20 protein-coding genes are annotated in these 23,240 nt (G+C 31.8%); 18 read left to right on the top strand and 2 right to left on the bottom strand.

Going from position 1 to position 23,240, the window contains the following annotated elements:
• The first annotated feature begins 68 nt into the window (after positions 1 to 68).
• Positions 69 to 2,348 carry a choice-of-anchor L domain-containing protein gene (locus V8G69_RS14140; protein WP_394882717.1) on the top strand — a complete coding sequence of 760 codons (2,280 nt, stop codon included), beginning with the start codon at positions 69 to 71 and terminating at the stop codon, positions 2,346 to 2,348.
• Positions 2,349 to 2,375: 27 nt separating this feature from the next.
• Positions 2,376 to 4,379 carry an excinuclease ABC subunit UvrB gene (gene uvrB / locus V8G69_RS14135; protein WP_394882716.1) on the top strand — a complete coding sequence of 668 codons (2,004 nt, stop codon included), beginning with the start codon at positions 2,376 to 2,378 and terminating at the stop codon, positions 4,377 to 4,379.
• 68 nt (positions 4,380 to 4,447) lie between these two features.
• Here the strand turns inward: uvrB and V8G69_RS14130 are convergent, their stop codons facing one another.
• A complete protein-coding gene (locus tag V8G69_RS14130) occupies positions 4,448 to 4,849 on the bottom strand; it encodes a TerB family tellurite resistance protein (RefSeq protein WP_394882715.1) in 402 nt (133 codons plus the stop codon).
• A gap of 371 nt (positions 4,850 to 5,220) precedes the next feature.
• Between V8G69_RS14130 and V8G69_RS14125 the strand changes: the two genes are divergently transcribed.
• Positions 5,221 to 5,481 carry a DUF1456 family protein gene (locus tag V8G69_RS14125; RefSeq protein ID WP_394882714.1) on the top strand — a complete coding sequence of 87 codons (261 nt, stop codon included), beginning with the start codon at positions 5,221 to 5,223 and terminating at the stop codon, positions 5,479 to 5,481.
• A gap of 36 nt (positions 5,482 to 5,517) precedes the next feature.
• Here the strand turns inward: V8G69_RS14125 and sucC are convergent, their stop codons facing one another.
• Entirely contained in the window at positions 5,518 to 6,708 is a 1,191-nt protein-coding gene (sucC, locus tag V8G69_RS14120) for an ADP-forming succinate--CoA ligase subunit beta (protein WP_394882713.1), read from the bottom strand.
• Positions 6,709 to 6,912: 204 nt separating this feature from the next.
• Between sucC and lysA the strand changes: the two genes are divergently transcribed.
• The 15 genes from lysA to V8G69_RS14045 all read left to right on the top strand — a co-directional run bounded on the left by lysA (position 6,913) and on the right by V8G69_RS14045 (position 23,214).
• A complete protein-coding gene (gene lysA, locus V8G69_RS14115) occupies positions 6,913 to 8,148 on the top strand; it encodes a diaminopimelate decarboxylase (protein ID WP_394882712.1) in 1,236 nt (411 codons plus the stop codon).
• A 211-nt stretch (positions 8,149 to 8,359) separates the two neighbouring features.
• Positions 8,360 to 10,282, top strand: coding sequence for a tetratricopeptide repeat protein (locus V8G69_RS14110; RefSeq protein WP_394882711.1), 1,923 nt, complete (start codon positions 8,360 to 8,362; stop codon positions 10,280 to 10,282).
• Entirely contained in the window at positions 10,283 to 11,023 is a 741-nt protein-coding gene (locus tag V8G69_RS14105; protein WP_394882710.1) for a LytR/AlgR family response regulator transcription factor, read from the top strand.
• A 186-nt stretch (positions 11,024 to 11,209) separates the two neighbouring features.
• Positions 11,210 to 11,725 (top strand): nuclear transport factor 2 family protein, encoded by a 516-nt coding sequence (locus V8G69_RS14100; RefSeq protein ID WP_394882709.1) that lies wholly within the window; start codon positions 11,210 to 11,212, stop codon positions 11,723 to 11,725.
• A gap of 140 nt (positions 11,726 to 11,865) precedes the next feature.
• A complete protein-coding gene (locus V8G69_RS14095; RefSeq protein ID WP_394882708.1) occupies positions 11,866 to 12,804 on the top strand; it encodes an NAD-dependent epimerase/dehydratase family protein in 939 nt (312 codons plus the stop codon).
• 37 nt (positions 12,805 to 12,841) lie between these two features.
• Positions 12,842 to 13,327 (top strand): YybH family protein, encoded by a 486-nt coding sequence (locus tag V8G69_RS14090; protein ID WP_394882707.1) that lies wholly within the window; start codon positions 12,842 to 12,844, stop codon positions 13,325 to 13,327.
• 18 nt (positions 13,328 to 13,345) lie between these two features.
• Positions 13,346 to 14,227, top strand: a complete 882-nt coding sequence (locus V8G69_RS14085; protein WP_394882706.1) for an ester cyclase — start codon at positions 13,346 to 13,348, stop codon at positions 14,225 to 14,227.
• A 6-nt stretch (positions 14,228 to 14,233) separates the two neighbouring features.
• Positions 14,234 to 15,004, top strand: coding sequence for a sterol desaturase family protein (locus tag V8G69_RS14080; protein WP_394882705.1), 771 nt, complete (start codon positions 14,234 to 14,236; stop codon positions 15,002 to 15,004).
• 29 nt (positions 15,005 to 15,033) lie between these two features.
• Positions 15,034 to 16,209 carry a dipeptidase gene (locus V8G69_RS14075; protein ID WP_394882704.1) on the top strand — a complete coding sequence of 392 codons (1,176 nt, stop codon included), beginning with the start codon at positions 15,034 to 15,036 and terminating at the stop codon, positions 16,207 to 16,209.
• 11 nt (positions 16,210 to 16,220) lie between these two features.
• A complete protein-coding gene (locus V8G69_RS14070) occupies positions 16,221 to 17,267 on the top strand; it encodes a proline iminopeptidase-family hydrolase (RefSeq protein WP_394882703.1) in 1,047 nt (348 codons plus the stop codon).
• Between the two features lie 38 nt (positions 17,268 to 17,305).
• The gene (locus V8G69_RS14065; protein WP_394882702.1) at positions 17,306 to 18,331 is read left to right on the top strand and encodes a hypothetical protein; all 1,026 of its coding nucleotides are present in this window, start codon (positions 17,306 to 17,308) and stop codon (positions 18,329 to 18,331) included.
• Positions 18,332 to 18,354: 23 nt separating this feature from the next.
• Positions 18,355 to 19,398, top strand: a complete 1,044-nt coding sequence (locus V8G69_RS14060) for a hypothetical protein (RefSeq protein WP_394882700.1) — start codon at positions 18,355 to 18,357, stop codon at positions 19,396 to 19,398.
• Positions 19,395 to 20,450 carry a hypothetical protein gene (locus V8G69_RS14055; RefSeq protein WP_394882699.1) on the top strand — a complete coding sequence of 352 codons (1,056 nt, stop codon included), beginning with the start codon at positions 19,395 to 19,397 and terminating at the stop codon, positions 20,448 to 20,450. The genes V8G69_RS14060 and V8G69_RS14055 overlap by 4 nt, the downstream gene beginning before the upstream one ends.
• A 2-nt stretch (positions 20,451 to 20,452) precedes the next feature.
• Positions 20,453 to 21,868 (top strand): MBOAT family O-acyltransferase, encoded by a 1,416-nt coding sequence (locus tag V8G69_RS14050; protein WP_394882697.1) that lies wholly within the window; start codon positions 20,453 to 20,455, stop codon positions 21,866 to 21,868.
• A 35-nt stretch (positions 21,869 to 21,903) separates the two neighbouring features.
• Positions 21,904 to 23,214 (top strand): DUF418 domain-containing protein, encoded by a 1,311-nt coding sequence (locus V8G69_RS14045; protein ID WP_394882695.1) that lies wholly within the window; start codon positions 21,904 to 21,906, stop codon positions 23,212 to 23,214.
• The last annotated feature ends 26 nt before the right edge of the window (positions 23,215 to 23,240 follow it).

Below are 23,240 nucleotides of genomic sequence, written 5' to 3'. Positions count from 1 at the left end.
GTTATATTTGTAATTACTTAATAAATTTAATGAAGCCTCTTTTTTTTATATGTTTTCTTATTGTTAATATGTACTCATTTGGACAAAATGTTCAAGTAGATAGCCAAACATATACTCCACAACAACTTATTGAAGATATTTTAATTGACAGCAACTGTATTACTAACGTTGTTGTAATCAATGTTGTTGGAGGAAACTTTGGCGGAACAGACCAAAGTTATGGATATTTTGATGCTTCCGGAACAACGTTTCCATTTCAAAGCGGTATTGTTTTAAGTACTGGAAAACTAGCCAATGTTGAAGGCCCAAATAATACGCTAAGTGACGATAATGCTACAAATTGGGTTGGTGATAACGATTTAGAATATGTTTTAAACGAAAACAATACCATAAACGCTACCATTATTGAATTTGAATTTACCGCTATTGTTTCACAAATTAGTTTTAGATACCTTTTTGCTTCAGAAGAATATCAAATCAATAATGCAAACACCTGTCAATATTCAGACTTGTTTGGGTTTTTAATTCGAAACGTAAATGATTCTCAGTATGAAAATATTGCACTAATTCCAAACACGCAAACACCCGTAAAAGTTACAACCGTTCACCCAAATATTCCAGGTGGTTGTTCTGCCCAAAACGAGGCCTATTTTGGTAGCTGGAACAATTCAAGTGCTCCAATAAACTTTAATGGGCAAACTGCGGTATTGACTGCTACAGCCAATACGGTACCAAATGAAACCTATCATGTTAAATTAGTGATTGCTGATGAACAAAATTATCGATATGATTCTGCTGTATTTTTAGAAGCCGGTAGTTTTGAATTAAATACAGATTTAGGGGATGACAGATTATTGGCAAACAATAATCCCCTTTGTGAAAATGAAACGTTGCTTCTGAATGCAAATGAACCTGGAAACAATTCATACAAATGGTTTAAAGATGGTGTAGAACTTATTGGTGAAACCAGTGACACTTATACAGTTATTGAAGATGGAATATATAGTGTAGAAGTAACTCTAAACAATAGCTGTGTTGCTTACGGAAACATTACTGTAGAATATTCTGAAAAGCTTCAAACTACAGGAGTCTTTCTTGACACTTGCGATAATGATACCGATGGATTAACCTTTTTTGATTTACGTTTGGCTGACCAATTTTTTACGCTAAATGGATTTCCTCTTTTACCTGTAATTGATTATTATTTAACAGAGAATGATGCCATTCAAAATATAAATCCAATTGATTATCCTAATAGTTTTATTAACACAACACCAATACAAGTTATTTTTGCTAGACTTGAAAATGAATATGGCTGTTTTGCTGTTGAACCATTAACTCTTCGCGCTAACTACACAAGTTCAAACGTTAACTCTTTTATAGCTTGTGATTATGATAGTGATGGATTTACATTATTTAATTTAAATGAATTGAGAGATCAAATAAGACCTGAAGTTTCACAAAGTTCAAATATTACGTTTTATAGTACTTATCAAGATGCAGCTAATAATACCAATCTATTAAATGACTCATATTTAAATACAACAGCATTTTCGCAAGAAATCTATGTAAAAGCACAAGAAATATATTGTGAACTATTTACAACCATCAATTTAATTGTAAACAATTCTCCCAAACTATTACCAAATGAAACTGTAACATATTGTTTAAATAGATATCCTGAAACCATAACTATAGATTCTGGTCTTTTAAATGGCTCTGGAAATAATCCTTCCTTTGAATGGGTTTTCAACAACAACTCCATCAGTAACTTAGATAGTATGGATATAAACGAAACTGGAACTTATACAGTAAATATTACATTTCCAAACGGATGTTCTTCAAGCAGAGATATTATTGTTAACCCTTCAAATGTGGCTACAATTCATTCAATTGAAATAAAGCAAGCCTCTTCAAACAACACAGTTACTGTTAATGTTTCTGGAGAAAGCGATTATCAATATGCTTTAGATAACCCAATCTTTCAAGACGACAATTTCTTTTCCAATGTAAAACCAGGGTTTCATACCGTTTATGTTTATGATGTTAATGGTTGTGGAACTGTTTCAGAAGAAATTTCCATTTTAGGATTTCCAAAATTCTTTACACCAAACAATGATGGAATGCATGATACTTGGAAACCATATGGTGTGAACGACCAATTTAACTCAGATATTGACATTAAAATATTTGATCGCTATGGCAAATTTATCAAGCAGATCAACCCTTTAAGTTCTGGGTGGAATGGCTCCTTTAATGGTAATCTTCTTCCAAGTGATGATTATTGGTATGTGGTTATTTTATCAGATGGCACAAAATATAGAGGTCACTTTACTTTAAAACGATAACACATATATTTTGCTTAATTTTGCGAAATGAAATTCAAAATCAAATCAGAATTTAGTCCTACTGGAGATCAGCCACAAGCTATTTCCCAACTTGTAAATGGTATTAATTCCAACGAAAAATACCAAACCCTACTTGGTGTGACAGGTTCTGGAAAAACATTTACAGTAGCCAATGTAATTCAAGAAGTTCAAAAACCAACTTTGGTTTTAGCGCATAATAAAACCTTGGCAGCCCAGTTATATTCTGAGTTTAAGCAATTTTTTCCTGATAATGCAGTAGAATATTTTGTATCCTATTATGATTACTATCAACCTGAAGCCTATATCCCTGTAACAGGTGTTTACATAGAAAAGGATTTATCTATAAATGAGGAAATTGAAAAAATGAGATTGAGCACCACTTCTTCCCTGCTTTCTGGTCGTCGTGATGTAATTGTAGTAGCTTCAGTATCTTGTTTGTATGGTATTGGGAATCCTGTGGAATTTCAAAAGAATGTCATTTCGTTAGAACGTGATCAAGTCATATCCAGAACCAAATTGCTGCACTGTTTAGTTCAAAGTTTATATTCGAGAACCGAAGGTGAATTCAATCATGGAAACTTCAGAATAAAAGGTGATACCGTTGATATTTTTCCAAGTTACGCTGATGATGCATTCAGAATCCATTTTTTTGGTGATGAAATAGAAGAAATTGAATCATTTAATATTCAAACCAATCAAATCATTGAAAAATACGACCGATTGAATATTTATCCTGCCAATATGTTTGTAACATCACCCGATGTTTTGCAAAATGCCATAAAGGATATCCAAGACGATTTAGTAAAACAACATGATTATTTTAAGGAAATAGGTAAACATTTGGAAGCGAAACGTTTAAAAGAGCGTACCGAATTTGATTTAGAAATGATTCGTGAATTGGGTTACTGTTCTGGAATTGAAAACTATTCCAGATATTTAGATGGCAGACAACCAGGGACTCGTCCTTTCTGTTTATTGGATTATTTTCCAGATGATTTTTTAATGGTAATTGATGAAAGCCATGTGACCATTTCACAAGTTCATGCTATGTATGGTGGAGATAGAAGCCGTAAAGAAAATTTGGTTGAATATGGTTTCAGGCTTCCTGCAGCGATGGACAATCGTCCTTTAAAATTTGAGGAATTTGAAGCCTTGCAAAACCAAGTGATTTATGTGAGTGCTACGCCTGCTGATTATGAACTTCAAAAATCAGATGGTATTTACGTTGAACAGGTTATTAGACCAACTGGATTATTAGACCCAGAAATAGAGGTAAAACCTAGTTTAAACCAAATAGACGATTTAATTGAAGAAATTCAGCTTCGTGTAGAAAAAGATGAACGCACATTGGTTACCACATTAACCAAACGAATGGCTGAAGAATTGACAAAATATTTAGACAGAATACAAATACGTTGCCGTTACATTCATAGCGATGTGGACACTTTGGAACGTGTTGAAATCATGCAAGATTTAAGAAAAGGTTTATTTGATGTTTTGGTAGGAGTTAATTTGCTTCGAGAAGGCTTGGATTTACCTGAAGTTTCTTTAGTTGCTATTTTAGATGCAGATAAAGAAGGATTTTTACGTTCAGCCCGTTCATTAACACAAACTGTTGGTAGAGCCGCCAGAAACTTAAACGGTAAGGCTATTATGTATGCAGATAAGATAACCAACAGCATGCAAAAAACAATAGATGAAACCAATTACAGACGTGAAAAACAAATTGCCTATAACACAAAACATAATCTGGTTCCAAAAGCTTTAAATAAAAGTTTAGACAATGCTTTATCAAAAAATTCTATAAGTACCTATAGTTATGAATTGGAGGCTTTAAAAGCGGCAGAACCTGAAAGTAAATACTTAACCAAACCCGAATTAGAGAAAAAAATTAGAGAGAAACGAAAACTTATGGAAGAAGCAGCAAAAGCGTTAGACTTTATTGTTGCTGCTAAACTACGTGATGAGATAAAAGCATATCAGGAAAAAATAGAAAAGCTAAATGTATAAACATTTAGCTTTTAAAAACCCACTAAAAGGTTAAAAACACTTAAATAATTATAATCTTAGCAGACTATTTAATTGTATTGTGTTTTAAAAATATCAATCAATACATCTGGTGGTACAATTTTATTAGGAAAACTTTCCATTAAATATAAAACCTTAGTAATTGATTCATGGCTTAGCCCCATTCTGAGACCAAAATTGTACAATTTTATAACACTTGAAGGAGAGTGCTCATTGTCAATATTCATTAATAATACCAATCGATGAAATTGTACTATACGTTCACTATGAGATTTTAAATGTATATAATTAATAGGATGTTCTATCAAATAATCAAAATCCTCGCGAGATATTTCTAACTGTTTAGCAACACCTAACAGAAAATTATATTCTATGTTTTTTATGTTTTTATCAGACTTAGCAAAAGCTATCATTTCAGATAAAAGACTTAGTTTTTCTACCCTATTAACCATTGTTTGAAGGATTAAATAATTACATTATAAAGTTACGACACAACTTAACTTTTATAATCGTTGATATTATGTAACTTATCGAAAACACTGGGTTTATTCATCGATAATATTATTTACTTCATCAAACATTTGCATTTTAATTTTTTGAAAAAAGTCAACATTCAATTTGAATACTTGTAGTTAACATGAATAGTATTCAATTTAAAACACTGTATTTCAATAGCTTAAGTGTTAAAAAATAAAATATACAAAAACAGAAAACGTAATAAAATTCATATGTCACAATAAAAATTACAAAAACGCTAGAAATGGTTAAGGATTCAATTATTTTTGTCAAAAATTCGCTTCCATTGTTTATATAAATTATAGATATGACAAATAATGATATTTTAAAGAAATTACGTGTTGCATTAAAACTTAGGGATGATGATATTGTAAAGATTTTAGAGCTCGTAGATTTCAGAATTTCAAAGAGTGAACTTGGTGCTTTCTTTAGAAGTGAAGACCATCCAAAATATATGGAGTGTGGCGATCAAATTTTAAGGAATTTTTTAAATGGGCTAATTATACATTTAAGAGGGCCAATGCCAAAGAAAGAAAACAATAAGCCACAAAAAAAGAGCAACGATTAAAGTTGCTCTTTTTTTTATTTATATTTTATTTAAATATTAAGCTAATACTTGCTGAACTTTATCTGCAGCTTCTTGAAATTCCGTAGCACTTAAAACAGCTAATCCTGAATTATCTATTAATTCTTTAGCAATGTCAGCGTTGGTTCCTTGCAAACGTACAATAATAGGTACATTAATGGTTCCCATATTTTTATAGGCGTCAATAACACCTTGTGCAACACGGTCACAACGAACAATACCTCCAAAAATATTGATTAAAATAGCTTTTACAGCTGGGTCTTTCAATATGATTTTAAAAGCAGCTTCTACTCGAGCAGCATCAGCAGTTCCTCCTACATCTAAAAAATTAGCTGGCTCTCCTCCTGCTTGCTTAATTAAATCCATGGTAGCCATTGCTAAACCAGCACCGTTTACCATACATCCCACATTTCCATCTAAATCAACATAATTCAATCCAACTTCTTTGGCTTCAACTTCAATAGGATTTTCTTCACGTAAATCACGCAAATTCACATAATCTTTATGTCTATAAAGCGCATTGTCATCAATAGTTACTTTAGCATCAACAGCTAAAATTTTATCATCACTTGTTTTTAAAACCGGATTAATTTCAAATAACGAAGAGTCAGATTTTATGTATGCTGTATAAAGACAATCAACAAACTTTGTCATTTCTTTAAAAGCGTTACCTGATAGCCCTAAATTAAAAGCTATTCTTCTAGCTTGAAAAGGCATTAAACCCACACTAGGATCAATTTCTTCTGTAAAGATTAAATGAGGTGTTTTTTCTGCTACTGCTTCAATATCCATACCTCCTTCAGTAGAATACATAATCATATTTCTGCCTGTTCCTCTGTTTAACAAAACAGACATATAAAATTCATCTGTTTCACTTTCGCCTGGATAATAAACATCTTCAGCAACTAAAACTTGGTGAACTTTTTTTCCTTTGGCAGAGGTTTGAGGAGTAACTAAATTCATTCCTATAATTTGTCCTGCAATTTCTTCAACTTCTTTTAAGTTCTTTGCAAGTTTAACACCGCCACCTTTACCGCGTCCACCTGCGTGAATTTGAGCTTTAATAACATACCAGCTTGTACCAGTTTCTGTTGTTAAATGTTTGGCAGCTGCAACAGCTTCATGTGCATTTTGGGCAACAATTCCTCTTTGAATACGCACACCAAAACTGCTTAATATTTCTTTACCTTGATATTCGTGTAAATTCATAATTTGCTTAATAGTTTAAGAACAACAAATGTAAATAATACCTATTAATTACACTAATGTTTTATTAAGGAATACGATGTATAGTTTTATTATAAATTAAATTGTTATATATTTAACAGTTTGTTTAATATGTGAAATTATTAAAATAATTATTTTTACTATAATTAAAAAAAATACCTTTGCACAAAAAATTAAAGTAATATTATGTTAAATTCTCAATTGCTTAAAATAGCAGAAGATTTTGGAAGTCCTGTTTATGTATATGATGCCGAAAAAATTGCATCACAATATAAAAGATTAACCAATGCTTTTAAAGACGTTAAAAAACTTAAAATTAACTACGCTGTAAAGGCTTTATCAAATATTTCAATATTAAAATTCTTCAATACATTAGGTTCTGGAATTGATACTGTTTCTATTCAAGAAGTTCAATTAGGATTGGCAGTTGGCTTTTTACCAGAGCAAATTATATTTACACCAAATGGTGTTTCTTTAAATGAAATTGAAGAAGCCACAAAATTAGGAATACAAATTAATATTGATAATCTTTCCATTTTAGAGCAATTTGGAACAAAACATCCTAATGTACCTGTTTGTATTAGAATCAATCCTCATGTAATGGCAGGTGGAAACAGTAAAATTTCTGTTGGTCATATAGATTCTAAATTTGGAATTTCCATTCACCAAATACCTCATTTGTTACGTATTATAGAAAATACTAAAATGACAATTAATGGTATTCATATGCATACTGGTAGTGACATATTAGACATTGAAGTGTTTCTTTATGCCAGTGAAATTTTATTTGAAACAGCTAAACAATTTAAAAATTTGGACTTTATAGATTTTGGTTCAGGCTTTAAAGTACCTTACAAAACCGGAGATATTGAAACCAATATTGAAGAATTAGGCAAAAAACTAAGTGAAAAATTTAATGCTTTCTGTAAAGAATACGGAAAAGATTTAACCTTAGCATTCGAGCCTGGTAAATTTTTAGTAAGTGAATCTGGTTACTTTTTAACTAAAGTAAATGCAGTAAAACAAACTACCTCAACCGTTTTTGCTCAAGTAGATTCTGGATTTAATCATTTAATCAGACCTATGTTTTATGGTTCGCATCATGATATTATAAACATTTCCAACCCTTCTGGTAGAGAGCGTTTCTACACAGTCGTTGGTTATATCTGTGAAACAGATACCTTTGGAAGCAACCGAAGAATTAATGAAATAAATGAAGGTGATATATTATGTTTTAAAAATGCCGGTGCTTATTGCTTCTCTATGTCAAGTAATTACAATTCTAGATATCGTCCTGCCGAAGTGCTTTGGTATAATGAAAAAGCACTTTTAATAAGACAACGTGAAACGTTTGAAGACATCCTTAAAAATCAAATAGAAGTAGATTTTGTTTCTAAAAAAAATAAGGCCACAATAGCTTAAACCTTACTGTTAAATCTTAGTTATAAAAAGACCCATCAATTATTGGGTCTTTTTTGTTTAAAATCATTCAAATATTTTCAGTAATTAAAAATGAATATAAATAAGATTCAAAACTTTTTTGAAAACTTTAGTTTTTTATTATATTTAGCACTTATTCCCTGACCCTAAGTCTTTTTAATAATAATTTAAATTTTTATAATAAAAAGACAGTATGCTATATTTAACTTTTATCTCTCACATTAAAGTAAGAATAACACTTCTCTTTATAATTTTATTTAATCAAGTATATTTTAGTCAAAATAAATCTGTTGATAGTCTTAATCTCTTACTCTCAAAAGAAACGGTTAATAGCACAAAGCTAGAAATACTTAGCCAAATAGTTAGTTTTGAATCAAACACAGATTTAAAAAAAGCTTTGGTTTATGCAAGGCAAGGTGTAACCCTTTCAAATGAAATAAAGGATAAAAACTGGCAACCAAAATTCAATGAAATGAAAGGGAGAATTCATGCTAATTTATTAGAATTAGATTCTGCATCTTATCATTTTAAAAAAGCTTTAGATGGATACATTGCAATAAAAGATAAAAAAGGACAGGCAACAACCTACTTTAAAATTGGTTGGGTACATAAGAAAAAAGGAGAGTTAGAAAAAGCAATGGAAGTTGATATTGAAGCATTGCGCCTTATGGAATCTATAAATGACAACTTAGGAATAGCTGGCGCAAATAATAGAATTTCAGAAGATTTATCTCGACAAGAAAGAAATTCAGAATCACTTGAATATGCAAAAAAAAATATTGAATTCTGCAAAAAGAACAAATTAAGTGAAGAATTGGTTTATGCCTATACATCTGCAGGTGGCGCTTGCATTGCAATGAACAATCCGCAAGAATCCTTTTTTTATTTTGATAAAGCGCTACGTTTAGCTAAATCTTTAGGTTTTAACCCAATGAATTTAAGTGATTTCAATAACAATCTAGGAAACTCACTAAAAAGACTAGGTAAATACAGTGAAGCATTAACTAATTATGAAAATGCATTAACGTTAGCAAAACAAACCAATTACAGAAATGCCGTTGTTACCGTTACTGCTAATTTAGGAGAGATAAATCTGCTTACTGGAAATTACAAAGAGGCATTAAAATACCAGCTACAAACCGTTCAATTTCAAGAAGACGATAATGATTTAAGTAACCTAACTGAAAATTACGGGCATATAAGCACCATTTATGAAAAGTTAGGAGATTATCAAATGGCTTTAGAATACCAAAAAAAAGCCAGAATAATGAGAGATAGTACGGCAAAAACAGAAAGTGACAAAACCATGTCTGAACTATTGACTCAATATGAAACCGAAAAAAAAGAAAACACCATAGCATCACAAAAAACCCAACTTGCACAGCAAAAATTAGTACAGTGGCTTAGTATTGGTTTTGCATGCTTACTCTTAGCATTTCTATTTTTTGGATATAGAAGCTATCAAGCTCGAACCAAAAGCAATCAATTATTAGCAGCAAAAAACCAACAAAACGAATTGCTCTTAAAAGAAATTCATCATCGTGTTAAAAATAATCTGGAGCTTGTTAAAAGCTTAATATCATTGCAATCTGCACAATTAGAAGATTCTGTAACAAAAGACGCCATGATTGCCAGCCAAAACAGAGTACAATCCATGGGCATTATTCACCAAAAACTGTATCAAGGAGAAAATCTTGGTAGTATAGAAATGAAAGACTATTTTATTAATCTTGGAGAAGGTATTTTAGACACTTTTAATGCAGACGACAAAGTAAAAATTGAATGTGCCATGGACAATTTAGAATTGGATGTTGACACGGCTGTTCCTATTGGGTTAATTGTAAATGAATTACTTACCAATGCTTTAAAATATGCATTTCCTGACAATGCAAAAGGAAATATTTTAATAAGTCTGTCAAAGTCAAATCCAGAAATATTAACACTGAAAGTTTCAGATAATGGTATAGGAAAAATTGCCGGTTTAGCTCCAAAAGGAACTGGTTTTGGTTCGCAACTCATCCAACTATTAACACAACAACTCAATGGAAAAATGACAGAAGACTCTCAAAACGGAACTTCAGTTTTATTTCATTTTAAATTAAATACTGCAGCCTAAATGAACCAACCCACAAAAATATTGATTATTGAAGACGAAATGATTATTGCCGCAAACATATCATTACAGCTTACCTCGCTTGGTTATGAGGTTACTGGAATTATCCCTAGAGGTGAAGAAGCATTATTACATATAGACCAACAACAACCAGACATTGTTTTACTGGACATCAATTTAAAAGGCAAAATAGATGGTATCGAGACGGCCAAAATCATGCAAAAATCTTATAATATCCCAATAATCTATTTAACAGGTAATGCAGATGAAGCTCATTTTAATAGAGCAAAAACAACAAATCCTTATGCATTTATCTCAAAACCTTTTAAAAAATTAGACTTGCAACGTGCTATTGAGCTAACAGTAAATAGAATTAAAACTGAAAATACACCAGAAAACACATTTGAAGAAAAAGCAATACCCTATATTTTAAGTGATAGCATTTTTGTGAAGCACCTTGAAAAAATGGTGAGAGTTGATATTAAAAATATTTTATACATTGAAGCAGAACGTAATTACTGCCGTATCTACTCAAAATCTAAAGAATACTTATTGGTAATGACTTTAAAAGACCTTGATGAAAAATTACCAAGCAAACATTTTATAAGAGTACACAGATCCTTTATTGTGAATTTAGCACAAATTGATGAATTAGCAACAAGCCACATTGTAATTGGTAAAAAAGCCATTCCTGTAAGCAAAGCACTAAAAGAAGAATTATTAAATCGCTTACAAACAATTTAGTCTTGATAATTAAACCAAGAGGTTCGGACATAAAAACCTGAAACTCGTCCTAAGTGATTTTTATTATTATTTAATTAACTGTTATTTTAAAATACTGGACATACCAATGTCCTTTTTATAACCTAACCAACCTAAAACCGGTTGATGAACTTCAACCGGTTTTTAAAAAAGACAAAACCAACCAACATGAAAAAATTATTCCTTTTTGGACTTGCCATAGTTCTATTCACGGCTTGTAACAAACAAGAAAAACGTTATACACAACAATCACCAGAAATTGATACCTACAAAAAGGTTATTGAAGCATATGAAAAACAAAATTGGAAAGACTTAGCTTCTCATTATGCTAATTCCGCAAAAATATTGAACAATGTTACGCTTGATCATGCACAAACAGTTTCTCAATTAATAGAACAAGGCAAAGAAGATGCTAAATTATTTACATCTTGGAGATATGATCCTGAAAGCCTAGAGTATGAAATGGTTGTAACAGATAACGGTGAAACTTGGGTGAATTTTTGGGGACATTGGGAAGGTACTTTAAAATTAAATGGACAATTATATATTATTCCAGTACATATTACAGCACAGTTTTTAAATGGCAAAATTATTAGAGAAGATGGTTATTGGGATGTCTCAAAATTAATGATGGATATCCAAGCAATGGAAGCAAACAAAAAATATACAAACAGAAAAAACTGAATAAATTTATCATAACAGGCAAAATTTTTGGGAGAAAAATTTGGCAATAGTAACAATCCGTTATCATTTATAATGTTTTTTTGAATTAGTCACCAAAACTATTGTCAACTGCCTGTTATATTTAACAATCAAAAAGTATCATGAAAAAGGTAGGAATTATAGGTGGTTCTGGCTTTATAGGAAGCTACATCACAAAAGAATTTTTAAATAACGGTTTTGAAGTTAAAGTATCTGCCACAGATATTACAAAAGAAGAAAAATATAAGCACTTAATGAAATTAAACAAATCAGATCATTTATATATAAGTGAACTGAATGTTGAGGGTAAATATGCCTTAAGAGAATTTGTAAAAGATTGCGATATTGTTATTCATGGAGGCACGCCTTTTCAATTAGATGTTAAAGATCCGCAAACAGAACTTTTCGATCCGACCATTAAAGGCACAGAGAACTTTTTAGAAATTGTTAATGATACACCGAGTATTGACAAGGTAGTTTTTATTGCATCTGTTGCAGCATGGAACACAAACTTTCCAATGCCAGCAGATGGAAAAACAATATCAGATTCATTTAATGAAAATGACACACCTTTTATGAGTAATGAAAGCCATCCATATGCACAAGCAAAATTTATTGCCAATCAAGTGGTGAATGAATTCATTAAAAATCATCCAAAGCTCGATTTTGAGATTACAAGTGTTTCACCAGTCATGGTTATGGGAAAATCATTATCAAACAGAGAAGACTCAACCTCAACAGGGATCCAATTTTTATTTAAAAGCAAAATAGCTCCGAACTCATTCATTCAAATGTTTTATGATACAGATTTACCATTAGCTATTGTTAATGTACAAGATGTAGCAAAAGGTGTTTTTAAAGCTGCTACTATTTCTGGTTTACATGGAAAAGATTATCTGTTAAGTAGTGAAACCTACCCTGTTTCTGATGTTTCATTAATGCTAAATGGTCAACCACCAATAAACGAAGCGAAAATAATTTATCAAAACCAATTAGCTAAACATGATTTGGGAATAACATTTCAATCTGTAAGAGAAACATTAAGTCAATATTCAAATTAATATTTTAAACATGAATAATCAATTAAACAAAATAAATATGAAACCACTAAAATTTTTAAAATCTATAATTTTAGGTTTATTACTAACAACCTCGTTAATAGGTTGTAAAGAAAAAGTTGTTGAAACTGTTGAACCACCAAAACCAGCAACGGTTGAAGAATTAGGGCAAATGAACCGGGATTTTGCAAAAGCTTTATTAGCAGGAGATGCCGAAGCCGCAGCTAATTTATATGACGAAAATGCTTCACTCCTGCCACCAAATGAACCCATTGTTACAGGTAGAGAAAACATTAAAGCCTATTGGCAAGCTGGTATTGATTCTGGAATCGTTGGCGCTTCAGTAAAAACTATTAGTGCTGGAAATAATGGTGATTTAGGTTATGAAATTGGAACCTTTGAATTACAAATAAAACTTGAAAATGACTCCATAATTATTGATAAAGGGAAATATACCGAAATCCTTCGCCGAAATGCTGATGGAAAATGGATATCCATTTACGGTATGTGGAGCAATAACGAATAACTTAAAACTAACTAAACAATGAAAAATTCAATTAAATTACTTTTACTGGCCCTAACCTTTATTTTAACTGGTTGCAATTCCAACGAAAAACACGTTCAGGACAATATTGCAATGTACTCCAAAACTTGGGATGACATAATAAACAATGGCAATTTGGATGCTATAAATAGTTCCAATTTTGATGAAAATGTCACCATGGTTTCAAGTCCTGATAACATTGTTGGCATTGATGCCTTTAAAGCCTATTATTCAAACTTCGTGACAGGATTTTCCAATAAGGAATTTACCTTTGTTGATATTTTTGGACAAGGAGATAAACTTGTGAAGCATTGGAGATTTAAAGGCACCAATTCTGGTGAATTTTTTGGTATACCAGCTACTGGTAAAGATCTGGACATTGAGGGAACTACGTTGGTTGTAATGAAAGATGGTAAAATTGCTCAAGAGCAAGACTTCTTTGACAATGCTGTGTTTATGCAACAGATGGGAATTTCATCATCTCCTGATAATGTTGGCATTATTGAAGGTACATATAATTCATTTGCCGCTGGAGATGTGGACAGTGTTTTGGCTGCTTTTGACCCCAATATAGTATGGAATGAAGCGGAGAATTTTCCTTATGCAGACGGCAACCCCTACATTGGAGGTGAGGCTATTGTTAAAGGAATATTTGCACGCTTAGGTGGAGAATGGGATAATTTTCATATTGCAAATCTAAAAATTCATGATATGTCCAACAACATGGTATTGGCAACAGGTAGATATCAAGGTACTTACAAAAAAAATGGGGCAGCTTTAGATATACAAATGGCTCATTTATGGACATTAAAAGATGGAAAAATAGTGTCTTTTCAACAGTATGCCGACACCAAAGGTATAGACCAAGTTATAAAAAAATAATTATCTATGGGACTTGTAGAAAAAATATCAAACATTGACTCAAATTATATTGCAATTACTTTGATTGTGTTATTTTTTTCTTTGGAGCAAATTCTTAACACTCAATTTAATTTTAAAAAAAGGTCTCTGCACTTGTTTCAAAACTTACCTTTCTACATTATTTTTTTCGTTGCTAATTTTGCTTGGGCAGTTTTTGTTGTTTTTAGTATTGAATGGTTAAATGAAAATCAAATTGGTCTTTTTTATTACATAGAACTTCCTGTATGGTTAAAATTAATACTAGGCGTTGCCATGATAGATATGGTGACTTATTGGTTTCATAGAATAGCTCACAATGTCCATTTCGTGTGGCGTTTTCATAGAGTCCACCATAGCGATACAAGCATGGACTCATCTACATATTTCAGAGGACACCCCATTGAGGTATTTTTTTGGTTTGGCGCTTCAAATATTATAGCTGCAGGGATTTTTGGCCTTGATTTATTAACTCTTGGATTGTATTATGTTATTGCTACACCCTTTTTTGTGATTGAACATGTTAACCTCAAATTTCCTGATTGGTTAGACAGAACACTTGGTTTAGTTATCACAACTCCTAACTTACATAAAATACATCATGAACAAGATGAATATTACACAAATTCAAATTATGCTGATGTTTTTATTATTTGGGATAGATTATTTGGTACATTTAAATACAAACATCCTAATGATATAAAATTAGGCTTAAAAGAATTTGATCATCCTAAAAAAACAAACTTTTTTGGTATCTCTTGAAAAGTCCTTTTATTAATATAAATAAGTAAATGAAAACAAAAATCATCATTATTACTATCTTACTTACAAATCAACTTATGGCACAGTCCTATAAAAAAATTCATGATGACGCTATTTCAATAGATACTCATAATGATTTCTTAACCCAGACCATGGACTACGGTTATTCCTTAGACTCTAATTTGAAAGGGAAAACACATAGTGATCTAAATCGTTTCAAAAAAGGAGGTTTAGATGTACAATTCTTTTCTGTTTGGAGTGATGGTAACCAGCTAAATCCATATGCGTTTGCTAACCGACAAATAGATAGTTTAGACGCTGTCATTAAAAGAAATCCTGATAAGATTGTAAAAGTTAAAAACACTGAAGAGCTATTAGATGTTGTTAAACAGCATAAAATTGCTGCATTGATTGGTTTAGAAGGTGGTCATCAAATTGAAGATAATTTAGATAACCTTAATGCGCTTTATAATCGTGGAACACGATATATGACACTAACCTGGAATAATTCTACGAATTGGGCAACTAGTGCTTTTGATGATAAATTCAATCCAGATTTAAAAGGTAAAGGTTTATCTGATTTTGGAAAGCAAGTTGTAAAACATATGAACTCTATTGGAATGATGGTAGATGTTTCGCATGTTAGTGAACAAACTTTTTGGGATGTTATTGCAACAACAACAAAACCAATTATCGCTTCCCATAGTTCGGTATATTCACTTTGTCCTCACCAACGCAATTTGAAAAATGACCAAATTATTGCTATTGCAAAAAATGGTGGTGTAATTCAAGTTAATTTTAATTCTGGTTTTATTGACCCTACTGTTGATGAAAGAGAAAGCGCATTTATCAAAAAATATCAAGGAGAAATAGATTCACTTAAAGAATCTGGAATAAATGCATACAAAGCTGAAGAGATTATTTATAAAAAACACAATGAAGAATCTGAATCTTTAAGAGCACCTTTCAGCTTAGTGATTGAACATATTGAATATATCATCAAATTGGTTGGTGTAGACTATGTAGGAATAGGTTCAGACTTTGACGGCATTATCCTAACTCCAAAACAATTAGACGATGTTACAACCTATCCTCTTATCACTAAAGCTTTACTTGAAAAAGGATATACTGAAACCGATTTAAATAAAATTTTAGGTGGAAATCTGTTACGTGTTTTAAAAGCTAATGAAGAAAATAAGAATTAAAATCAATCATAATGAAAAACACTTTTTTTTGTTTTATAATTTTAACTCTGGTCATAGCTAGTTGTAAAGAAAACAAACAAATTCAGCCAGAAAAAGATTGCGATACTAGTTATTTAGACTATTCTGGCAGTGATGACCAATTTACTGGTGGTATAAAAATGATTCCTATTACCACTCCAAAAGGAACTTTTAACGTTTGGACCAAACGCGTTGGAAACAATCCAAAAATGAAAGTACTATTACTTCATGGTGGCCCAGGTGGGACACATGAATTTTTTGAATGTTTTGATGGTTATTTTCCAAAAGAAGGCATTGAATATATTTATTATGACCAATTAGATTCGTATTACAGCGACAAACCAAATGATTCAACATTATGGACAACGGAGCATTTTGTTGAAGAAGTTGAACAAGTTAGAAAAGCATTGAATCTAAATAAAGACAATTTCTATTTATACGGACAATCTTGGGGCGGTATATTGGCAATGGAGTATGCCCTAAAATATCAAGATAACATTAAAAGTCTTGTTATTTCAAATATGATGGCTAGTATTCCGGAATATGAAAAATATGCAGCAGAAGTCTTAGGGCCTCAACTTCCTCCCGATGTTTATAAAGAAATTAAAGGCATGGAAGCTAATAACGATTTTGAAAATCCAAAATATGCAGAATTAGTAACCAATTATTATTACACTGAACATATATTGAGAATGCCCCTAAATGAATGGCCTGAATCAATAAATCGTGCATTTAGTCATTTAAACCCAAATATTTATATCTTTATGCAAGGTCATAGTGAGTTTGGAGTTACAGGAAATGCCTCATTAAAAGGATGGGACGTTTCAGAAAGATTAAAAACACTAACTATTCCTACGTTAGTAATTGGTGCGCAACATGATACAATGGATCCAAAATATATGGAATGGATGTCAAAAGAAGTACAAAACGGACGATTTTTATTAACAAGTGGAAGCCATTTATCTCAATATGATGATCAAAAAATTTTTTTTAACGGACTTATAAAATTTATAAAAGATGTAGATAAAGGCTCGTTTTAAGCCAATTAAAACAAAAAAACTAACCAAAACCAACCAAAATGCAATTAAAAAAATCAATAATTATTGCTTTTTTATTGAGTATAATTTGTCTGACAACTTGGGAATTCTATTGGAAATCCCAAGGAAAAAAAGCTGATATTGATGACTCTGATATCTTATGGACCTTTGAGAGATCAAAGGTTGATGATTTATCAAAAGAAGATGTAGTTCTAATAGGGTCTTCTAGAGTTCATTTTGATATTCAATTAGATGAATGGGCAAAAACTATTGGCAGGAAACCAATACAATTAGCTTCAGGTGGTTGTTCACCTTTACCCTTTTTCCATGACATTGTAAATACATCTAATTTTTCTGGAACTATTTTAGTTGGGGTAACACCTGGATTATTTTTTTCTACTACAAACCCAGAGGCACAACCTTGGGCATGGCCTCAAGCCAGAGTTGATCTTTTTCACAAAAGAACTTATGCCCAGTGTTTAAATTATTCCCTATCTATTCCTCTTCAAAAAAGTTTTGCATTTATCAGTGAAATTGAAGGTGTTGATGGCATTAATTTAAAAGAATTACTTAATAAAGTTAAAATAGGTAAACGTGTTATTGATCCTATGCCACCATTTCATCAATTTGAAGATACAAGACTTGATAGGAATGTAAGAATGTGGAAACGTATGGAAACAGAGACATCTTACGCCAATACAGTAAAAACAGTTTGGAAATTTTTCATGAATAGCAATGGTCCACCGCCAGACAAGGAGGCTACCATGTCTTTTTTTCTTAAAGATTTACAAAAATTCAAGAGCAAAGGCGGTAAGGTTTTATTAGTACGCTGTCCATCCTCTGGATATTTAAGAGACTTTGAAAACAATGTGACTCCAAGAAAAAATTTTTGGGATGAATTGGTAAAGAAAGCCGATGTTAAAGCTTATCATTTTGAAGATTATAAGCAAATGCAAAATCTAACTATACCTGAATGGTCACATTTATCAGCAAGTGATGCTGATTTATTTACAAAAGAGTTATTACAAATATTTATAAATGATAAAGTCATAAATAATTCGATTTAAATTAATATAAAAACCAACTTCTAATGCAACTAAAACAATCTTTAATTATTGCTCTCACAATTTTTGTGGTTGCAATATCTTCTTGGGAATTCTACTGGCGTTCACAAGGTTTATGCCCAACTTTAGATGACAATGAAGCACTTTGGGCCGTACAACGTGGCCGAGTAGAAAAAGCCACTAGTAATGACATTCTTCTTATGGGATCTTCAAGAGTCCTTTTTGATATGCAATTAAATGAATGGGAAGCCGAAACAGGCATCAGGCCAATTCAACTTGCATCTGTAGGCAGCTCACCATTACCCATCTTTCATGATGTTGTGAACAATACAGATTTTAGTGGAACCATAGTAGTTGGTGTTACACCTGGTTTGTTTTTTTCCACAACTTCACCAGAGGCGCAACCTTGGCAATGGCCACAATCTAAAGTAGATTATTATAAAAAAAGAACCTATGCACAAATTGCAAATCATTATTTGTCATTGCCTCTTCAAAAAAGATTTGCATTTTTAAGTGACGACCAAGGAGTTGATGGGATAAAATTAAAAGAATTGTTAGGTAAAATCCAAATAGGAAACAGGTATGTTGACCCAATGCCCCCATTTCATGAATTTGGTGAAATAGGATTAGACAGAAATCTAAAAATGAAACCAATTACAGTTACCGATACGGCCTATGCCAATTCTATCATTAAAGTTTGGCGATTTTTTATGAAAGGTGCTGCAAGTGGACCTCCGCCAGATAAAGCAGGAACAATGGCTTTCTTTTTAAAAGATCTAGAAATTTTTAAAGCTCGTGGCGGACATGTTATTTTAGTAAGATGCCCATCAAGTGGTAGTTTAAGACATGGAGAAAACATGGGCGTACCAAGAGCAACTTTTTGGGATGAATTGGTTAAACAAGCAGATGTAAAGGCTTATCATTTTGAAGATTATGACCAATTAAAAGATCTCAAATGTCCTGAAGAATCACATCTCTCTGCTACAGATGCTGAATATTTTTCGACAGAAATTATTAAAATAATGAAAGTAGATGGTGCTTTAACTAACTCTAAAGCAACTAAAAAATGAAATTAACAAAATCATTGATAATTGCTTGTATATTAAGTTTTACTGGGCTGTTATTATGGGAGTTGTATTGGCGTTCACAACCAGATTATTATAAAGCCTGTTTAGAAGATGATAGATATTTGTGGGCTAAAGAAAGAGCAAAAGTTGAGACAGCAACAAAAGACGATATTGTCATTATTGGCTCATCAAGAACAGGTTTTAATTTTAACACTCATATTTGGGAAGACACTCAAGGTATAAAACCTATTAATTTATCCACAGATGGAAAACCGCCTGGACCTTTTTTAGAAGACATTGTTTATACAACCTCTTTTAATGGAACTATAATAGTTGGAGTTACTCCATTAATGTGGTTTGGAGGGAAAGACAATCAAAGATGGAGTGATGCAAAAAAATGGGCCGATCATTACCATAAGCAGACCTATGCTCAAAAATTAGGATATATATTATCAAAACCCTTACAAAGAAATTTGGTAATGCTTTCTTCTTCTGAATTAAAATTCTTTAACGACTTAGATTTAAAATCGCTCATTAATAGAATTTATATTAAGGGCAGACCTGATAATCGTTTTAAGCTGCCAAATTTTAGTTATCATGATGAAGATAGAAATCTAATCATGTTTCCTTCCATGGTTAAAAACCCTGAATTTGCAAAACAAGTTTCGGATATTTGGAATGAATTTTTACCTTTTATACCTGATTATGACGTTGTTAAAGATGAAATTCCCATAATTATTGAAAATTATGCAACCGTCATTGCTAAATTTAAATCTCGTGGGGGCAAAATAATTTTTGTACGACACAAAGCAGAAGAACCTTGGAATAAGGCAACAAAAAGACTACTTCCAAAAGACAAAGTATGGGACAAGTTTGTTGAAAGAGTAAACTGCCCAGCCTATCATTTTGAAGATTATGAATTCATGTCAAAATATACATTACCAGATTGGTCGCATATGTATGTTACAGACGCTAAAAAATACACCAAAGACATGGTTAACCAACTTATTAAAGATGACCATTTAACTAAACATCAACCAAAAAAAACCAACTAATTATGTTATTCAATTCATTAAGTTTTGTCATTTTTTTAATTATAGTTTTAGCACTATACTATTCAAAAATATTTAATTGGACTGGTAAAAAGAGGATGCTGCTTTTTGCTAGTTACGTATTTTACGGCTTGTGGAATCCGCCATTAGTTATCTTACTTTGGATTTCTACTGCTGTAGATTGGGTTACAGGAAAGAAACTGGCCACTGAAGAAAACAAACGCAAAAGACTCTATTGGCTACTATTGAGTATGTTTGTTAATTTGGGCTTTCTAACTTTTTTTAAGTACAGGGATTTTCTACTTGATAACTTCACTGCGGTAGTGAACACTTATGGATACGGTTATAAAACTCAACCCATGGACATCATACTCCCTATGGGTATATCTTTTTATACCTTTCAAACCATGTCATATACCATTGATATGTATTTAAAAAGAACAGAACGAGCAAAAACATTTTTAGATTTTGCTTTGTATGTAACATTCTTCCCTCAATTAGTGGCTGGTCCTATTGTAAGAGCTCAAGATTTAATCTCTCAGTTTTATGAAGAAAAAAGAGCAACTTTTAATCAATTTGTTTGGGGACTATTTTTATTAACCATTGGGCTTTTTCAAAAAGTTGTCATGGCCGATACAATGCTTTCAGACACCGTTGATAAAGTTTATGGCTCTGATAAAATTTTAAACTTTTGGGATGCCTGGATGGGAACCTTAGCTTTCTCTGGACAGATCTTTTTCGATTTTGCTGGCTATTCAACATGTGCCATTGGTATTGCATTATTGCTGGGAATTGTGTTACCAGACAACTTTAAATATCCATATGCATCATTAGGTTTTTCCGATTTATGGAAACGTTGGCACATCACTTTATCTTCATGGCTAAGAGATTATTTATATATTCCATTAGGAGGAAATCGTCATGGCGTGGTACGAATGTATTCTGCATTAATGATTACTATGCTATTAGGTGGCCTTTGGCATGGAGCTGCTTGGACATTCATTGTTTGGGGTGGTTTACATGGAACTTATTTAATTTTAGAACGATTACAACGTCAATATATTCCTTTTAAAATAACAGCTTGGAACGGCATGTTTTTAGCTTTCACAACCTTTACCTGTGTGAATATTACTTGGGTATTTTTTAGAGCCAGAAAATTTGATACAGCTTGGAATATGATTAAATCCATGTTTTACATGCAAGCAGATGGTGAAAAAATCCTGGATACGTTTACCATAATAAAAGTAAGTATTGTAATTGGACTACTTTTTATATGTCACTGGTTTATGCGTAACACCTCATTAAAAGAAGTCTCTTTAAAAACGTCTCCATGGGCACTTGGAGTAGTTTGGGCTATCATGTTCTTTTTGATTGTAATAGCACAAGGTAGTGGCGAACAATTTATTTATTTTCAGTTTTAAACCAATAAAAAACAATTAATATTTAATCATTATATATGACCACAACCAACCAACCCAATTTTAAACCCGTTCAACAAAGCGGGAGAATAAATTCTCTTGATGTAATAAGAGGAATAGCTTTGTTAGGCATTTTATTAATGAACATAAATGGCATGGGGCTTCCCTTTGCCTATTCAGACCCAACTATTTCTGGAGGTTCAGACGGACTAAATTTACAAGTATGGATTGCAAATAATATGTTTTTTGAAGGCACTATGAGAGGCTTGTTTACCATGCTTTTTGGTGCAGGAGCCATATTATTAACCAGTAGATTAGAAAAAAGTGGTGCTGGAATAACCACAGCAGATATTTACTACCGTAGAATACTATGGCTTCTTGTTTTCGGAATTATAAATGTTTACATATTTCTTTGGCATGGTGATATATTATATCCTTATGCCATTTTTGGATTGATGTTATTTCCTTTCAGAAATGCAAGTGTTAAAAATCTCATTTTAGTTGGATGTATTTTGATAAGTATTGGAGTTTTGTGGGATATAAGTGACTACCATAATAATCTTGAGATACAAAAAAATGGCATTGAAATGCAAACACTTAAAGAGCAAGGAACTATTTTAAATGATGATCAAAAAGAAGCCTTGGACAAATGGGAAAAATTAAATACTAAGCATACCCCAGAGGAAGTACAAGAAAAAATTGAAAAAATGCATCAAGGTTATTGGGCTGTTCTTATGGAAAAAGTAAAAGGCAATCAGTTTATGCAAACTTGGTTACCATACAGATTATGGGTATGGGATATTTTAAGTTTTATGATACTGGGCATGGCTTTGTTTAAACTTAGAGTGTTTCATGGTGAGCGGAGTAACAAATTTTATATTTTGCTTTTAGTAATTGGATATCTAATAGGTCTAAGCATAAATTATATAGAAACAATAATGCTTATTGATAGTAATTTTGATCCAGTGATAATTTCAAAAGCAGATCAATCCTATCAAATTGGTCGATTGTTTACTACCTTAGGTCATATTGGTCTTTTTATGTTATTTATAAAATCTGGCATTTTAGGCTTTTTACAAAAATCTTTAGCAGCGGTTGGCAAATTAGCCTTAACAAATTACTTAACCCATAGTGTTGTTACTTCCATAATTTTTTATGGTGATGGCTTTGCTTTATTCGGTGAACTTCAAAGATATGAACTCTATTATATTGTAGGTTCTATTTGGATTGTTCAATTAATCTTTAGCCCTATTTGGCTTAAATATTTCTTATACGGACCAGCAGAATGGGTATGGCGTTCTTTAACCTATCAACAAAAGCAACCTTTTAAAATAAGCCAAAGCGTTTAAGTTTCTGAAAAAACATATCATCAAAA

Origin of the sequence: Gaetbulibacter sp. M235, from assembly GCF_043876835.1 — a bacterium.
Taxonomy (GTDB): domain Bacteria; phylum Bacteroidota; class Bacteroidia; order Flavobacteriales; family Flavobacteriaceae; genus Yeosuana.
This window is presented reverse-complemented; position numbering and strand designations above follow the sequence as displayed.

What these genes read in the sequence shown, in the direction of transcription:
- V8G69_RS14140 (WP_394882717.1), top strand. Translation starts at nt 69, where the DNA reads ATGTACTCATTTGGACAAAATGTTCAAGTAGATAGCCAAACATATACT.
- uvrB (WP_394882716.1), top strand. Translation starts at nt 2,376, where the DNA reads ATGAAATTCAAAATCAAATCAGAATTTAGTCCTACTGGAGATCAGCCA.
- V8G69_RS14130 (WP_394882715.1), bottom strand. Translation starts at nt 4,849, where the DNA reads ATGGTTAATAGGGTAGAAAAACTAAGTCTTTTATCTGAAATGATAGCT.
- V8G69_RS14125 (WP_394882714.1), top strand. Translation starts at nt 5,221, where the DNA reads ATGACAAATAATGATATTTTAAAGAAATTACGTGTTGCATTAAAACTT.
- sucC (WP_394882713.1), bottom strand. Translation starts at nt 6,708, where the DNA reads ATGAATTTACACGAATATCAAGGTAAAGAAATATTAAGCAGTTTTGGT.
- lysA (WP_394882712.1), top strand. Translation starts at nt 6,913, where the DNA reads ATGTTAAATTCTCAATTGCTTAAAATAGCAGAAGATTTTGGAAGTCCT.
- V8G69_RS14110 (WP_394882711.1), top strand. Translation starts at nt 8,360, where the DNA reads ATGCTATATTTAACTTTTATCTCTCACATTAAAGTAAGAATAACACTT.
- V8G69_RS14105 (WP_394882710.1), top strand. Translation starts at nt 10,283, where the DNA reads ATGAACCAACCCACAAAAATATTGATTATTGAAGACGAAATGATTATT.
- V8G69_RS14100 (WP_394882709.1), top strand. Translation starts at nt 11,210, where the DNA reads ATGAAAAAATTATTCCTTTTTGGACTTGCCATAGTTCTATTCACGGCT.
- V8G69_RS14095 (WP_394882708.1), top strand. Translation starts at nt 11,866, where the DNA reads ATGAAAAAGGTAGGAATTATAGGTGGTTCTGGCTTTATAGGAAGCTAC.
- V8G69_RS14090 (WP_394882707.1), top strand. Translation starts at nt 12,842, where the DNA reads ATGAAACCACTAAAATTTTTAAAATCTATAATTTTAGGTTTATTACTA.
- V8G69_RS14085 (WP_394882706.1), top strand. Translation starts at nt 13,346, where the DNA reads ATGAAAAATTCAATTAAATTACTTTTACTGGCCCTAACCTTTATTTTA.
- V8G69_RS14080 (WP_394882705.1), top strand. Translation starts at nt 14,234, where the DNA reads ATGGGACTTGTAGAAAAAATATCAAACATTGACTCAAATTATATTGCA.
- V8G69_RS14075 (WP_394882704.1), top strand. Translation starts at nt 15,034, where the DNA reads ATGAAAACAAAAATCATCATTATTACTATCTTACTTACAAATCAACTT.
- V8G69_RS14070 (WP_394882703.1), top strand. Translation starts at nt 16,221, where the DNA reads ATGAAAAACACTTTTTTTTGTTTTATAATTTTAACTCTGGTCATAGCT.
- V8G69_RS14065 (WP_394882702.1), top strand. Translation starts at nt 17,306, where the DNA reads ATGCAATTAAAAAAATCAATAATTATTGCTTTTTTATTGAGTATAATT.
- V8G69_RS14060 (WP_394882700.1), top strand. Translation starts at nt 18,355, where the DNA reads ATGCAACTAAAACAATCTTTAATTATTGCTCTCACAATTTTTGTGGTT.
- V8G69_RS14055 (WP_394882699.1), top strand. Translation starts at nt 19,395, where the DNA reads ATGAAATTAACAAAATCATTGATAATTGCTTGTATATTAAGTTTTACT.
- V8G69_RS14050 (WP_394882697.1), top strand. Translation starts at nt 20,453, where the DNA reads ATGTTATTCAATTCATTAAGTTTTGTCATTTTTTTAATTATAGTTTTA.
- V8G69_RS14045 (WP_394882695.1), top strand. Translation starts at nt 21,904, where the DNA reads ATGACCACAACCAACCAACCCAATTTTAAACCCGTTCAACAAAGCGGG.